Consider the following 14,089-nt stretch of genomic DNA (forward strand, 5'->3'; position numbering starts at 1 on the left):
CCCGGGAGCCGGCTGTGCATTGTCGCGGTGTTGGCTCGCTGGCACTGCGCTGAGCGCCCGGTATAGCGAGACTGTGATCGTGCGTCGACTACGGGTGTGGGCTCTGCCGGTGGCGGTGGCGTTGTTCTACGTCGCCTACCTGCTGTGCTGGTCGGTCACGAACCCGCCGTTCGCCTCGCCGGACGAGGGTGCCCATTACCTGCGCGCCATCGGCGTCGCGCAGGGACACCTGCGAGACACGCCGAAGCCATACCTGACGGTGCGGCAGGCGCACGTGTCCTCGGAGACCATGCTGCACTGGCTGAACCAAGCGACCACCGTGGTCTCGGTCCCGCGGGGAATGGTGACCTCGGGCTGGACGTGTGAGATCCACGGGCTGGCCCACGCCGCCAGCTGCCTGGCCTCGGCCCGGCCGTCGGGCTCGGTTCAGCTGCTGCGGACGCCGGTCGGCAACTACCAGCCGATGCCCTACCTCGCCCCCGCGTTGGCGATGAGCCACGTCCACACGGCGTTCGCGGCCCTGCTGTCGGCGCGGCTGGTCGCCGCCGCCACCTGTGCCGTCTTCCTCGTACTCACGGTCGCGCTCAGCTGGACCGGCGAGGCGTGGTCGCTGGTCGGTCCGAGCGCGGCCGTGACCCCGATGGTGCTGTTCACCTCCGCAAGCCTCAACCCGAGCGGGCTGGAGATCGCGACCGCCCTGGCCTGGCCGGCCGGGCTGCTGGCGCTCGCGCGCTTCGGCCATCCGCCGGCCTGGATGTGGTGGGCCTCCGGCGCCGCCGGGGTGGCGCTGGCCCTGAGCCGGACCCCGGGACCGGTCTGGGTCGTCCTCGACCTCGCCGTCGTCGCGGCGCTGACCACCGGACGCGGCAGCCACTCCTTCGCCCGCGACAACCGCGCGGCGATCGCCGTGACGGCCTCGGCGGTGTTCGGCGCCGTCGTACTGAACCGCGTCTGGGAGGCGCGCTACGGATCCCACCTGGGGGCGACGTCGGCCGCCATCGTGCGCCACCTGCCCGGACAGGCCCACGTGCTCCCATCGCTGGCCGAGCAGCTGGTCGGGCGCTTCGGGTGGTTGGACGTCGGCCTCCCCCACGTCCTCGTCGACACTTGGCAGTGGGGGGTCGTGGCGTTGGTCGTCATCGCGCTTTCGGTCGCCTCCGGACGCCAGCGCCTCGTCCTGACCGCCACGATCCTGCTCGTCCTCGCCGTCACGGTGACACTCGCTTCGGCCCTCATCACGGGAACCGGTTATGCCGTGCAAGGACGGCACATTCTGCCGATCGCGGTCCTGATCCCCCTCGTCGCGGGCGAGCTCGCCCGGCGCAACCTTGGGCGGCTGCCGACCATGATGAGGATGACCATCCCCGCGGTCGTGACCGTCGGTGCCCTCGCCCTCAACCTGCTTGCGTGGTACGGCAACGCACGCCGCTACGCCGTGGGCATCCACGGTTCGCTGCTGTTCGTCCTGCACGAGAAGTGGCAGCCGCCGCTTGGCTGGTATCCGTGGCTGGCCATCGTCGTGGTGGCCACCCTCGCCGCGAGCGCGGCCGCTGCCCTTGGTGTCGTCACCGGGTTCGTCCAGGCGGGCCCGGGTGATCAGCTGGTGAAGACCGCGGGTTAGCGCCTCGAGCGGGGCGGGCCCACGCTGGCGCGGACGACGAGTTCGGGTGCGATCACCGCACGCTCCGCCGGCCGGTCGGGCGTAGCCATCCGTTCCAGCAGCAGGCCCAAAGTGCGGTTCGCGGCCTGCAGAAAGTCTGGCCGCACGCTGGTCAGCGGTGGGGTGAAGTACGCCGCCTCCGCTACGTCGTCGAAGCCGACCACGGAGATGTCCACCGGTACGGAACGGCCGTCTTCGTGGAACGCGCGCAGCAATCCCAGCGCCAGATGATCGTTCGCGGCGAAGACCGCGGTCACCTCGCTCATCCGCGCGAGGGTCCGTCCCGCCCGGAATCCCGCAGCAGCGGTCCAGTCGGCCGGGATCGCCGGAGGGACCTCGCAGCCGGCGGCCTGCAACGTGCTGCGCCATCCCTCGAGGCGGCCCGCGCTGTCGAACCAGCCCGGCGGACCCGACACGTGCCACACCGTTGCGTGGCCGGCGTCGAGCAGATGTCGAGTGGCCAGCCGTGCCCCCTCGACCTGATCGATGGTCACGAGGTCGGTCCGCAGGTCGGGATCGCCGTCCACCACGACATAGGGGACGTCGTCGGGAATGCCGTCGATGGCCGGCTGAGCCGAGGCGACCGGAGCGATCACGACGATGCCCGCGACACCCTGGTCGAGTTGACGGTTCACCGCGGTGACCAGGGCCTGCCGCGTCATGGTCGGGACGCTCGCCAGGGTGACGTTCATCCCGGCCAGCGCTGCCGCATTCTCGAAGGCGACGAGCAAGGACGCGGGTCCGTACAGAGTGGTCGTCTGGGTGACCACTCCGATGAGGTGACTGCGGCCGGTGACCAGCGCCTTCGCGGCCCGGTTGGGCCGATAGCCCAGTTCCGCGATCGCCGCGCGAACCCGGGCCCGGGTGTCCTCGCTGACGTTGGGATGCGCGTTGAGCACCCGGGAGACCGTCTGGTGCGAGACGCCCGCGAGCGCGGCCACGTCGGTCATCGCAGGCGGCCGCTGTCTCATCCGGTCAGTATCGCCCAGGCGTGCCCCGGCCCCGGCTCGGTCGTCGATCGTCGGTCGTCGATCGTCGATCGTCCGGGACGGCACCCTGGTTGCTCGGCCGAGGGGTCGGGACCGGGTCGGTCAGATTCCCTCGGGTTCGGGACGATGTTCGTCGCCGGCGATGGCGTCGGCGGCACCCGCACCGAAGGCCGCACCCGCACCGGGAGTCTGTGGAACGGACTCGTCCCCGCCGTGGCGCCCGTCCTGGTCGGTTTCGCTGTGGCCGCCCGTCCCGACGTCCTCGCGGTGGTGGCCGATGCGGTCCTTGACCTCGTCGACGACGTGCTCAACCTTGTCCTTGGCCTTGTCGAATGCGTCCATGATGTCCACCCTTCGATCCGGGTGCCTGCCCTGTGCGTTGAGGGCGACGGTACGAACCGGGCCAACCCTATCCGGCCCCGCTCGACTCACACCACGACCGGCTCCTTACTCACCAGAGCCTGGGCCACCGGCCCGTCCATCTGTTCACCGAGCAGGGTCGCGGCACAGAACTGCGCCGCGGCGGAGTCGAAGACGCGATGCCGGCTGAGCATCGCATGCTTGCCACCGTCCACCCGGAGATAGCCGACGTGGGTATGCCGGGAGATGTTGCGGGCAACCTGCCACGAGCGCACCGGACTCGCGATCCGGTCCTGCGAGCCGTGCACGATCAGGACCGACCGTCCGGTGAGATCGGGACCGTCGGTGGAATAGACCCAAGGGGCCAGGGCGACCGCGCCGACGACTGTGTGGTGATCGGCGGCCAGCAACGCCGCGCGGCCACCCAGCGAATGGCCCACGAGGCACACCGGCACGCCCAGACCGAACCGATCGGCGATCTGCCGCAGCGCCCAGTGCGCGTCGTCGACCGGCGTGTGGTGGGCGTCCCAGCCACGGCTGGAGTTGAGCAGCCGGAAGACCGCCAGTTCGCCGTGTCCGGCGCGGGAAATCCGCTTGGCGATCGGGATCATCCGTAACACCGACAGTTGGGTGGGCGAGACCATGACGCTGCCTTGCCGGCTCGCTCCGCCGTGCAGGACGATCACCGCGCCGCGGGGGCGCCGGCCGCCCTTGGGTAGGCGGACGTCGACGAGACGCGGGGTCAGCACCACGTGAGACCGATGCTCAGCGCGGGCTCGGTGATCCGACTGCTTCGTGCGGCGGGCAACTGCTTCATCCACGTCCTCATTCCGGTCCCCGCCACTGGCGCGGACGGCCCTGCCCACGGTAGGTCACCGGGTCGGCCAGGAGGCCAGGGCGTGAGCAACACGGGCAACCTCAACGGACCGCAGCGAGCAACACGGGCAACCTCAACGGACCGGAGCGAGCAACACGGGCAACCTCAACGGACCGGGCGTCCATTATGGTGTGGCGATGGCCTCGGTTCTGGTGAGAAACAAGGTCGTCGTGTCCGGCACGCCCGGGGGGCGGCCGATGGTATTCGCGCACGGCTTCGGCTGCGATCAGTCGATGTGGCGCTACGTAGTGCCCGAATTCGAGCCGGATCACCTGGTGGTCACCTTCGACCATGTCGGCTTCGGCGGGTCCGACGTCTCGGCCTGGTCACGGGACCGGTATCCGGATCTGGGCGCCTACGCCGACGACCTCGTCGAGATCCTCACCGAGCTGGACCTCTACGACGTTGTTCTGGTGGGCCATTCCGTAGCCGCGACCATCGGGATTCTGGCCTCGGTCAGACACCCCGAACGATTTGGCCAACTCGTTCTCGTCGGTCCGTCCCCGCGCTATGTCGACGACCCGGCGACCGGGTACCGCGGCGGCTTCAGCGCCGCGGACATCGATGAGCTGCTGGAGACGCTCGACAGCAACTACATGGGCTGGTCCTTGGACATGGCGCCGGTGATCATGGGTAATCCCGACCGGCCCGAGCTGGGGGCCGAACTCAGCGCCAGTTTCTGCCGGGTCTCACCGGAAGTCGCCGACGCCTTCGCGCGCCTGACGTTCCTGTCCGACAACCGGGCCGACCTGGCCGAGGTCCAGCTGCCGACGCTGATCCTGCAGTGCCGCGACGATCCGATCGCTCCCGAGGTCGTGGGCAACTATGTCCACGACCACATTCCGGGCAGCACGTTGGTCCAGCTGGCCGCGACCGGCCACTGCCCGAACCTGAGTGCGCCCGCCGAGACCGCGCGAACGATCCGGGCCTACCTCGACTCGACCACGGAACCCGCCCGACGGCCCAGCCCCGCCCGCTGAGCGGGCTGAGGCGATGACCATCACCGAATGGGACGACGCGGCGTGCGCACTGCTCGTTCTGGATCCGAACCGCCACGTCACCCAGGCCAACGCACTGGCCGCGCGGTGGACCGGGTATCCAGCCGCGGCCCTGGTCGGACGTCCCCTCAGTTCGCTGTTCACGGTCGGCGGCCGCATCTACCTGGAAACCCACTTCACCCCGTTGCTGCTGCTCGAAGGTCAGGTGAGCGAACTGGCCGTCGAGCTGGCCGGGGCGGACGGGTCCCGGATGCCGGTGCTGCTGAATGCGCGCCAGAGCCCGGACGACCCCGGACGCACCCACGTTGCCATGGTCGCGGCCACCGATCGCATCCGCTACGAGCGGGACCTGCTGCACGCCCGACTCACGGCCGAAGAGGCCACCGCAGAGAGCCTGCGGCTACAGGCGCGGCTCCAGTTGTTGGCCGAGGCGTCCTCGACCTTGTCCTCGAGTCCCACCGTCGAGTCCGCGGTGTCCGCCGTGGCCGGTGAGCTCGTCGCGCGGTGGTGCGACTGGACGATGATCTATCTCTGCCAGGCGCATCCGACCTCGGCTCCGCACAGCCTTCGGTTGGCGATGGCGCGCCACCGGGATGCCGCGCGAACCATCGAGGTTGCGCAGCTGGCATCGGACTTCCCGTCCCAGGTGAGCTCGTCCTCGGCCTTGCACGCGCTGCTGACCACGGGCCGACCCCAGCTGGTCGCGCCGATCACCGAGGAGCGGCTGAGCCGGGCCGCGGATGATCCCGCCGTGGGCGAGCGGCTGCGATCGGTCGGGGTGCGCTCAGCCATCTGGACGCAGCTGATGTCGAACAACCTCTGTCTGGGCGCACTGTGCGCGGTGCGGGGCGAGGACGGCGATCCCTTCGACGACGGTGACCTGGCGGCGGCGACGGACCTGGGCGCGCGCATCGGCGGAGCCGTCAACGCGCTGCAGCTCAAGCAGCGTGAGCAGGAGACCTCGGTGGCGCTGCAACGCGCGTTGCTGACCCCGGCCATGCCCGTTCCGGGTCTGGACATCGTGGCCCGGTACCGGCCCGCCGCGCAGCACGCCCAGGTCGGCGGTGACTGGTACGACAGTGTCGCGCGCAGCAACGGCGAGCACCTGCTCGTCATCGGCGACGTGATCGGTCACGGCAGCGACGCCGCGGCGGCGATGGGACAGCTGCGTTCGATCATCCGCACGCTGGCCTACACCACCGGCGCAACCCCGGCGGAACTGCTGAGCCGAGCGGACGAGGCGGCGCTGGGGCTCGGGCTCACGACTCTGGCCACCTGCACGGTGGTGTCGGTCCGGCCGGGCGAGGGCCGCCGAAGGCTGACCTGGTCCAACGCCGGACACCCGCCGCCGGTCACCCTCACCGCTGGCGGCACCACCGAACTACTGGCCGCCCGGCCGGAACCGTTGCTCGGACTCGGCCGCCACGTCGCCCGCAGCGATCATGTCGCGGCGCTGGACGTCGGCGACACCCTGCTGCTCTACACCGACGGGCTCATCGAGCGCCGCGACGAGGACATCGACGAGAGCCTGTCCAAGCTCGCCCGGACCCTGCGCGACTGCGCCGGCCTCCCCCTGGAACAGCTGGGAGACACGGTGCTGGAGACGCTGCTCGGCCGGTCACCGGACAACGCCGACGACGTCGCGCTGCTCGCCCTACGTCCGGTCATGACCTCCTAACCCGTACCCGCGGCGGCCGGCTGGGCCTCACTCCTTGTTCGTCACGGGCTGGTCGAAGTCGACGTCGATGCTCTCGAAGCCCTTGGCCTGCTCCGCCCTCGCCTGGTCGCCGTAGGCGCGCCGGTCGCCGGAGGTCAGCTGCACGTTGTCGGTGAACGGAGTGAGCAACGAGCGGGGCGAGAGGCCATTGACGCGGACCACGTTGATCTCGATGCAGAGGACGACGATGACGGAGGTGACGTAGAGGAACGCGAGCAGTCCGAGGACCAGCGCGAAGACCCCGTTGGTCGCCGAGGCGCCGTGGACGACGTGCGCGACGTAGAGCACGCCGAAGGTCTGCAGGAGCTGCCACGAGACGGCGGCGATGAGTGCGCCCGGAGCAACCTCGCGCACGGTCAGCGCCCGGGACGCGGCGACTCTGAAGGCGAAGACGAACACGGCCGCGTTGACGACGATGGAGCCGAGGAAGACCAGCACCTTCACCGCGCCGCTCAGCGACCCCGCGTTGCTGGCGCCCAGCGCGGACAGCAGTGTCGTCGCGATGACAGCGACACCGGCGGTCGCCAACAGCAACAGGCTGCGTCCGCGTGCCTTGAACGGGTTCGGTCTGCGGTTGCGGGGCACTCCCCACGCGGTGTTCATCGCGTACTGGGTGGCCTGGGCCACTCCGAGGCCACCGTAGACCGAGCCCAGGATCCCGATGACCAGACCGGCCGTTCCACCGCTGAGCTTGCGGGGCTGGCCGAGCTGCGAACCGACGACGGGGAACTGTGCCAGCGCCGAGTTCAGCACTCTGTGCTGCAGGGCCGGGTCACCGGCAAGGACGATGCCGAGGACGGTGGCCAACAGCAGGAGCAGCGGGAACAGCGACACGAACGCGTAGTACGTGATGAGTGCGGCCAGATACCCACCGCTGTCGTCGACGTACTTGTACACGACGGCAAGGGGAAAACCGGCCGCGGGATGACGGCGCTGGAAGGAATCGAGCCGCTCGACTGCGCCCATGCGACTACTCCCGGTCTCGATGTGCTGCGGTGGGTCCGGTCTTCAGCGTGCCACCCCGCGTGGGTCGGGCTCGGCGCGGCCGGTTCGTCGGTCTGCTCATTCCTGGCTTCGTCCGGCTGTGAGGGCGACCGCGTCGCGTACGACGCCGACGAGGCTGCCCCGCCGCCTGCTGCGCCGCTGGGCATCGCCCGAAGTCCCTTTCAGCAGCAAGCGTTTGAGCAACTGCGCCAGCTCCTCGTACTCCTCGTGCTCCTCCAGATCGGGGCGCAGCTCCTGGAGCAGGTCCTCGATCGCGTCGTGCGCGCCGACCAGCTTCGCCTGCCGGGGACTCCACAGGCTGTCGGTCAGGCCGAAGCGCGCGGCCCGCCACCGGGCGGCCCGAAGCAGGCTGTCGGACAGCGACAGCGGTTGGTCGAGGGTTCGCGCGCCGAGCGTGCGCACCAGCGAGCGGACGAGTCCGGCGAACAACACGGCGTCCTCGACGTCGGTACAGACGTCGGCCACGCGGAACTCCAGGGTGGGGTAGCGCGAGGACGGCCTGATGTCCCAGAGCAACGCTCCAGCGTCCTCGATGAGTCCGCTCGCCACGAGCTCGTCCACGGCGCGCGTGTACTCCTGAGCTGACCCGAGGACCGCCGGGGGCCCGCCCTGGGGCCAGAGGGCCAACCACGCCAACCGGAAGCTGTCGTAACCGGTGTCGCGGCCTTCGTGGAACGGCGAGCTGCCGGTCAGGGCACCCAGCACCGGAAGGTACGGCCGGGCCCGGGTCATGATGGCGACCGCGGTGTCGAGGTCGGGCACGCCGACGTGGACGTGACATCCGCAGAGGTTGAACTGGGTGACGAGCGAGCCGAAGCGTTCGACCAGCGCGCCGTACCGCGGGCGGTCCATCAACTGGATGTCGCTCAGCGAGGCGAACGGGTGGCTGCTGGTCGCGAGAATGGTGGCGCCTGCCCACGATGCCGCCTGCTCCGCCTCGCGCCGGCCGGAGACGAGAGCGGCCCGAAGTTCGGCGAGCGAGGCGCAGACGTCGGTGGCGACTTCGATCTGGCTCGTCAGCATCTCGGGTTGGACGTGCGGGCCGGCGCCGCCGTCCAGGGCTCGCGCGGACAAAGCCGGCGCCCGGACCAGTGCGAACGACTCCGGGTCGACCAGGTGGAACTCTTCCTCGACCCCGAAGCTCGCGCCGATGACTCCGGCCGGGCTCACCGCGAGGGCCCCACGTCCGAATGTGATCGTCGAGCGGGCACCGGCTGAACCACCTCACCATCGCGGGCGACGCTGGGGTTCAGCGGAGCCAACCTTACCCAGCGGCTAGGCCGGGGCCGGTCCGGTGGTCGCACGCACGACGAGTTCGACGGGGAGCAGGCTCTGGGCCGGACGCGCCGCCTCCCCCGAGGTCGCGATCCACTCCAGCAAGGTGCGGGCGGCTGCGGCACCCATCTCGGTCAACGGCACGGCGACGGTGGTCAGGGCGGGGGTCAGCTTGCGCATGAAGGGCAGGTCGTTGAAGCCGGTGAGCGAATAGTCCTGCGGGCAGCGCAGTCCGGCCTCGCCGAGCGTGGCCATCGCCCCCAGCGCGAGCAGGTCATTGGCCGCCACGATGGCCGAGAACGGGCGGCCCCCAGCGAGCAGCCGCTGTGCCGCCTCCACTCCGGCCGCTTCGGAGTAGGCGGCGCACTCGATGACCGAGGAACGAACGGGGATGCGGTGCTCGCGCAGCGCCGCACGGAAGGCCACGGCGCGCTCCCGGCCGGTCGAGGTGTCCGCCGGACCGGCGAGGTGGACGATCTCGCGGTGGCCGAGAGCGGCCAGGTGCTCGACGCACAGCCGGACCCCACGCTGGTCGTCGCTGCCGACGAAAGGCAGGGAGGCCTCCCGGCAGCGCCGGTTCACCAGCACCGTCGGAATGCCGGCCGACACCAGCTCGTCCACCACCGGGTCCTGCCAGCGGGCCGTGGCCACGATGAATCCGTCGACCCCGTGCGCGCGCATCGAGGCGACCTGGCCGCGTTCCATCTCCAGATCGTTGTTGGTGTCGGTGAGGACCAGCGTGAAACCCGCCCCGCTGAGCACCTGTTCGGCCCCGCGGACGATGGGCGGGAAGAGACTGTTGGTGATGTCGGGGATGACCAGTGCCGCGACGAACGACCGGGAGGTACGCAGGCCCCGTGCCAGCGTGTTGGGGACGTAGCCGAGCCGCTCGGCCGCCCTCATCACCCGCTGTACGGTGCGCTGGTTGACCTCGCCGCGGGCGTTGGGGTTGAGCGCCCGGCTCGCCGTCGCCGGATGCACTCCCGCCTCGCGCGCCACCTCCACCAACCGGACCCTCGACATGCGCACACCCTAACGGTCGGCGCCGGCTCTGGCGGCCGTTATCGCAATCCTTTGCGGAATCCCCGCCGCTGGTTAAGACTTCCGTCGGTAATCCGGCGTGAACCCTTGACACGGGCAGTTAACACAGACATGCTCGACCGCAATCGATTGTGGTTCGCGGCTGATTGTCATGTCGCCGCGCAGTCGACGATCACGTTGTAAGAACCCACCAGCATCCATCGCGAGCACAAAGGGGTACACGCCGTGCAGTATCGCAATCGTTTGCGGACCGGAACCACCGTCGCCACCGCCGCCCTGGCGGTGATCGTCCTGGCCACCGGGTGCGCGTCCAAGGCAGGCGGCAACGGGCCGTCCACGACGGCCAGCAACGGGGGCGCCAGCAAGGCGCCCCTGGTGATCGGAGCGTCGGTCTCGCTCACCGGTGACTTCTCCGACTCCGGCAAGGGCGTGCAACGCGGCTACCAGCTGTGGGCCGACACGGTCAACGCCAAGGGAGGCATCCTCGGGCGCAAGGTCACGATCAAGATCGTCGACGACGCATCGAGCCCCACCCAGGTCGTGACCAACTACCAGAACCTGATCAACAAGGATCACGTCGACCTCACCTTCGGGCCCTTCTCCACCTTGCTCACCATCCCGGCCTCCCAGGTCGCCAAGCGATACGGCTACGCCTTCCTCGCGCCGGCCGGCGGCGGACCCGATGTGTTCAAGCAGAAGCTGAACAACTTCTTCTTCGTCCAGCCCGCGCCCACGACCCAGTCCGGTGACGTCTTCGCCAACTACATCCTGTCGCTGAGCGCGGCGGACCGGCCCAAGACCGCCGCTTACGCCGAACTGGACGACCCGTTCTCGGCCCCCATCGCCGAGAACATCCGCGCGAAGTTCGAAGCGGCCGGGATCCAGACCGTCTACAAGCAGGTCTACCCGTCCGAGACGCAGGACCTCTCGCCCGTGATGGCCGCGATCGCCGCCAAGAAGCCCGACGTGATCATCGGTGGCACCCAGAGCGAGGACGCCTACGCCCAGGTCAAGAGCCTCGTGCAGCTGAAGTACAACCCCAAGTTCATGTTCCAGTCCAACGGGGCGAACTCGCCGCTGGAATACCCGAACAAGGTCGGCGCGGCCAACACGACGGGCATCATGTCCTCCGCGGACTGGTACCCCGGCTCCAAGGCCTCCGGCAGTGATGCCTTCACCGCCGCCTACATCGCGAAGTTCGGCGGCAGCGCCCAGACGGTGGACGACAACAGCGCCGAGGCCTACGCGGCCGGACAGTTGCTCGAGGCGGTCGCCACCAAGACCGGCAAGATCGACAACGCCACCATCATCAGCTCGTTGCACTCGGGAAGCTGGCCGACCATCCTGGGCGACCTGGCCTGGGGTTCGGATGGGGCGCCGACCGGCGAGTACAGCCTCGTCCAGTGGCAGTCCGGCAAGTTGCTTCCGGTGTTCCCGTCCGGCGTGGCCCAGGCCAGCCCGGTCTTCCCCAAGCCCAACTGGGGCGGCTGATCCGATGCATGCACTGATCCAAGGCATCATCCTCGGCGTCCTGACGGCCGGCGTCTACGCCCTTATGGCGTCGGGTCAAACCCTGATCTTCGGCATCATGAAGGTGGTCAACCTCGCCCAGGGCGCGATGGTCATCCTGGGCGCGTACCTGTCCTACCAGCTGTTCACCTCGTTCGGGATCGATCCCCTGCTCTCGATCCCGATCACCACGGTGGCGATGTTCGTCATCGGCGTCGCGGTCGAGGTGTTCTTCCTCCGGCCGTTGCGCCGGGAGGACCGGTCCGAGCTCAGCCTGCTGGTCACCTTCGCCGTCGCGTTGCTGCTCGAAGGCATCATGAGCGTGACCTGGAAGACCACCGTCCGCAGCACGAACACCAGCTACGCAAACAGCAGCTGGACGGTCTTCGGCTACCAGATCACCCTGGTTCGACTGTGGGCCTTCCTGTTGTCGATCGCAGCGCTCGGGGTTCTGTACCTGCTGCTGAACCGCACCCGTTTCGGCCGCGCCATTCGGGCCACGGTCCAGAATCCGGAATCGGCCCGGCTGCTCGGCGTCGAGTCGAGCCGGGTGTCCGCGCTCGGCTTCGGCCTCGGTGCCGCGACAGCCGCCGCGGCCGGCTCGGTGTACGGCCTGCTGTACCCGTTCAACTCCGGTAGCCACTACGACCTGATCTCGCGGTTGCTGTCGATCGTCCTGCTCGGCGGTCTCGGCAGCATCGGCGGCGCGGTCGTGGGAGCGCTGATCGTGTCGACGTCGTCGGCGATCGTCGCCTCCACGATCTCGCCCAGCTGGTCGGAGATGACGTTCTTCGTCATCCTGCTGCTGGTTCTGCTCATTCGCCCGCAGGGATTGTTCGGCACCACCGCACGAGGAGCAATATGAGGTCGACGTCCTGGCTCAGCCCCGTTCGCGGCGTGGCGTTCTTCGCCATCCTGGCCAGCCTGCCCTCGTTCAATCTTGCGCATTGGGTACTGAACATCGCGGTCTTCACCCTGATGTACGCGGTCATGTCCAGCTCCTGGAACCTGGTCGGCGGCTTCGCCGGCTACCCGTCGCTGGGGCACGCGGCCTTCTTCGGCATCGGCGCGTACTCGACCGCTCTGTGGTTCCAGCACCACAGCATCACCAGCGGATACGAACCGTTCATCCTGCTTCCACTGATCGGCGTGGTCGCGGCGCTCATCGGACTGCCCGTGGCCTTCATCGCGATGCGCACCCGATCGGACGTGTTCGCGATCGTCACGATCACCCTGCTCTTCGTCACGCAGACGCTGGCGTTCAACCTGCGCTCGCTCACCCATGGCGCGCAGGGTCTGGCCATCGCGGTGGCGCCGTTCTCCGCACGCACCTACGAGCGGCCCTTCTACTACGTGCTGCTCATCCTGCTTGCGGCGTCGATGGTCATCAGCTTCGCAACGATGCGCAGCAAGTTCGGGCTGGCGCTGGCCGCCGTCCGAGCCGATGAGGACAAGGCGCGCGGCATCGGCGTGCGGACCTTCGGGGTGAAGGTGCTGTCGTTCTCGATCAGCGTCGGTCTCACCGCGATGGTCGGCGGGATCTGGGCCTACTACGAAGGCTTCATCTACCCCCAGTTCGCCGTCGATCCGCTGGTCACCATCGCGATCGTGCTGATGACCTTCCTCGGCGGCCGCGCCACCCTGTGGGGTCCGGTGCTCGGAGCGTTCATCCTCGAGACGGCGCAGCAGACGCTGGCGTACTCGCTCGGCGGCAGCCAGTTCTACCTGATCGCGTACGCCATGGTCTTCCTGCTCGTCATGCTGCTCCTCCCGCGGGGCATCGTGCCCTCGATCCAGGACGGCCTGAGACGGCGACGGCGACGGGCGGCGGTCGATGCCCCGGGCAGCGACTCGCTCAACCAACCCAAGGAGGCCAGAGGCCACGCCGGCCGAACACCGGCCTCGACCGTGAAGGGACACGCCTGATGACCGCGTTGCTCGAGGTCGACGGCCTCGCCAAGAGCTTCGGGTCGGTGCACGCGGTGGATTCGGCCTCGTTCGAGGTGCAGCCCAACACCATCACCGCCCTGATCGGACCCAACGGCTCGGGCAAGACCACGCTGTTCAACCTGATCACCGGATACCTGCCGCCCGACCAGGGCCAGGTCCGCTTCCAGGGACGCGACATCACCGGTTCGAGTTCGGGACGGTTGTACCGGCGCGGGCTGTCGCGCACCTTCCAGCAGGCGCGGATCTTCCCGCAGCTCACCGTGCAGGAGAACCTCACGGTCGCGGCGGGGTATTCCTGGCAACAGCTGTTCGGCAGGCGGATGAGCCGGGCCGACCGCGAACGCGTGGGCAGCCTGCTCGAGGAGTTCCGGATGGGCCATGTGGCCGACCTGTTCGCCTCGGAACTGTCCTACGGCCAGCGCAAGTTGCTGGAGTTCGCCGCCGTGCTGATGAGTTCGCCCAGCCTCATCCTGCTCGACGAACCAACGGCCGGGGTCAACCCCGTCATGATCGAGACGATGGAGCACCACATCCGCGAGCGTCACGCCGCTGGAATCACCTTCCTGATCGTCGAGCACGACATGAACTTCGTGATGCGGCTCTGCGATCCGGTCATCGTGCTGGACCAGGGCCGGGAGATCTTCGTCGGACCCCCGAGTCAGGTTCAGACCAATCCGCTCGTCCTCGACGCCTACCTGGGGAGTTGAT

Annotated in this window: 13 protein-coding genes; 7 read left to right on the forward strand and 6 right to left on the reverse strand. The window is 69.0% G+C overall.

Annotated elements, in window-relative coordinates; translation table 11 throughout:
- The first annotated feature begins 79 nt into the window (after nucleotides 1–79).
- Nucleotides 80–1,621, forward strand: coding sequence for a DUF2142 domain-containing protein (locus M6D93_RS00240; protein ID WP_249771957.1), 1,542 nt, complete (start codon nucleotides 80–82; stop codon nucleotides 1,619–1,621).
- On the opposite strand, the gene M6D93_RS00245 is transcribed toward M6D93_RS00240, so the two are convergent.
- From M6D93_RS00245 to M6D93_RS00255, 3 genes are all read right to left on the reverse strand, one after another.
- Nucleotides 1,618–2,631, reverse strand: coding sequence for a LacI family DNA-binding transcriptional regulator (locus M6D93_RS00245; RefSeq protein WP_249771959.1), 1,014 nt, complete (start codon nucleotides 2,629–2,631; stop codon nucleotides 1,618–1,620). The genes M6D93_RS00240 and M6D93_RS00245 overlap by 4 nt on opposite strands.
- 120 nt (nucleotides 2,632–2,751) lie before the next feature.
- Complete coding sequence (locus M6D93_RS00250; protein WP_249771961.1) at nucleotides 2,752–2,991, reverse strand: hypothetical protein; 240 nt, start codon at nucleotides 2,989–2,991, stop codon at nucleotides 2,752–2,754.
- Nucleotides 2,992–3,077: 86 nt separating this feature from the next.
- On the reverse strand, nucleotides 3,078–3,830 hold the full coding sequence (locus tag M6D93_RS00255) for an alpha/beta hydrolase (RefSeq protein ID WP_249771963.1): 753 nt from the start codon (nucleotides 3,828–3,830) through the stop codon (nucleotides 3,078–3,080).
- A gap of 193 nt (nucleotides 3,831–4,023) precedes the next feature.
- Between M6D93_RS00255 and M6D93_RS00260 the strand changes: the two genes are divergently transcribed.
- Nucleotides 4,024–4,866: an alpha/beta fold hydrolase gene (locus M6D93_RS00260; RefSeq protein ID WP_249771965.1), complete on the forward strand. Its 843-nt coding sequence runs from the start codon at nucleotides 4,024–4,026 to the stop codon at nucleotides 4,864–4,866.
- Between the two features lie 13 nt (nucleotides 4,867–4,879).
- Complete coding sequence (locus M6D93_RS00265; RefSeq protein ID WP_249771967.1) at nucleotides 4,880–6,562, forward strand: SpoIIE family protein phosphatase; 1,683 nt, start codon at nucleotides 4,880–4,882, stop codon at nucleotides 6,560–6,562.
- Nucleotides 6,563–6,589: 27 nt separating this feature from the next.
- Here M6D93_RS00265 and M6D93_RS00270 read toward each other — a convergent pair whose 3' ends face one another.
- The 3 genes from M6D93_RS00270 to M6D93_RS00280 form a co-directional block, all read right to left on the reverse strand.
- Entirely contained in the window at nucleotides 6,590–7,567 is a 978-nt protein-coding gene (locus M6D93_RS00270; RefSeq protein ID WP_249771969.1) for a YihY/virulence factor BrkB family protein, read from the reverse strand.
- Between the two features lie 96 nt (nucleotides 7,568–7,663).
- On the reverse strand, nucleotides 7,664–8,776 hold the full coding sequence (locus M6D93_RS00275) for a carboxylate-amine ligase (RefSeq protein WP_249771971.1): 1,113 nt from the start codon (nucleotides 8,774–8,776) through the stop codon (nucleotides 7,664–7,666).
- A 105-nt stretch (nucleotides 8,777–8,881) separates the two neighbouring features.
- Nucleotides 8,882–9,904 carry a LacI family DNA-binding transcriptional regulator gene (locus M6D93_RS00280; RefSeq protein WP_249771973.1) on the reverse strand — a complete coding sequence of 341 codons (1,023 nt, stop codon included), beginning with the start codon at nucleotides 9,902–9,904 and terminating at the stop codon, nucleotides 8,882–8,884.
- A gap of 243 nt (nucleotides 9,905–10,147) precedes the next feature.
- Here M6D93_RS00280 and M6D93_RS00285 point away from each other — a divergent pair, with 243 nt between their 5' ends.
- From M6D93_RS00285 to M6D93_RS00300, 4 genes are read left to right on the forward strand one after another with little or no spacing between them, the layout of a single operon-like run.
- A complete protein-coding gene (locus M6D93_RS00285; protein ID WP_249771975.1) occupies nucleotides 10,148–11,413 on the forward strand; it encodes an amino acid ABC transporter substrate-binding protein in 1,266 nt (421 codons plus the stop codon).
- 4 nt (nucleotides 11,414–11,417) lie between these two features.
- Nucleotides 11,418–12,296 (forward strand): branched-chain amino acid ABC transporter permease, encoded by an 879-nt coding sequence (locus M6D93_RS00290; protein WP_249771977.1) that lies wholly within the window; start codon nucleotides 11,418–11,420, stop codon nucleotides 12,294–12,296.
- Nucleotides 12,293–13,357 carry a branched-chain amino acid ABC transporter permease gene (locus M6D93_RS00295; protein WP_249771979.1) on the forward strand — a complete coding sequence of 355 codons (1,065 nt, stop codon included), beginning with the start codon at nucleotides 12,293–12,295 and terminating at the stop codon, nucleotides 13,355–13,357. Before M6D93_RS00290 ends, M6D93_RS00295 begins: the two co-directional genes overlap by 4 nt.
- Nucleotides 13,357–14,088 carry an ABC transporter ATP-binding protein gene (locus tag M6D93_RS00300; protein ID WP_249771981.1) on the forward strand — a complete coding sequence of 244 codons (732 nt, stop codon included), beginning with the start codon at nucleotides 13,357–13,359 and terminating at the stop codon, nucleotides 14,086–14,088. The genes M6D93_RS00295 and M6D93_RS00300 overlap by 1 nt, the downstream gene beginning before the upstream one ends.
- The last annotated feature ends 1 nt before the right edge of the window (nucleotide 14,089 follow it).

This window comes from Jatrophihabitans telluris (genome assembly GCF_023516435.1).
GTDB classification, from domain to species: Bacteria; Actinomycetota; Actinomycetes; order Mycobacteriales; family Jatrophihabitantaceae; genus Jatrophihabitans_A; species Jatrophihabitans_A telluris.

Bases quoted from the DNA above. Each gene is read 5' to 3' on its own strand.
- M6D93_RS00260 (WP_249771965.1), top strand. From the start codon at position 4,024: ATGGCCTCGGTTCTGGTGAGAAACAAGGTCGTCGTGTCCGGCACGCCC.
- M6D93_RS00250 (WP_249771961.1), bottom strand. From the start codon at position 2,991: ATGGACGCATTCGACAAGGCCAAGGACAAGGTTGAGCACGTCGTCGAC.
- M6D93_RS00300 (WP_249771981.1), top strand. From the start codon at position 13,357: ATGACCGCGTTGCTCGAGGTCGACGGCCTCGCCAAGAGCTTCGGGTCG.
- M6D93_RS00245 (WP_249771959.1), bottom strand. From the start codon at position 2,631: ATGAGACAGCGGCCGCCTGCGATGACCGACGTGGCCGCGCTCGCGGGC.
- M6D93_RS00280 (WP_249771973.1), bottom strand. From the start codon at position 9,904: ATGTCGAGGGTCCGGTTGGTGGAGGTGGCGCGCGAGGCGGGAGTGCAT.
- M6D93_RS00270 (WP_249771969.1), bottom strand. From the start codon at position 7,567: ATGGGCGCAGTCGAGCGGCTCGATTCCTTCCAGCGCCGTCATCCCGCG.
- M6D93_RS00290 (WP_249771977.1), top strand. From the start codon at position 11,418: ATGCATGCACTGATCCAAGGCATCATCCTCGGCGTCCTGACGGCCGGC.
- M6D93_RS00295 (WP_249771979.1), top strand. From the start codon at position 12,293: ATGAGGTCGACGTCCTGGCTCAGCCCCGTTCGCGGCGTGGCGTTCTTC.
- M6D93_RS00265 (WP_249771967.1), top strand. From the start codon at position 4,880: ATGACCATCACCGAATGGGACGACGCGGCGTGCGCACTGCTCGTTCTG.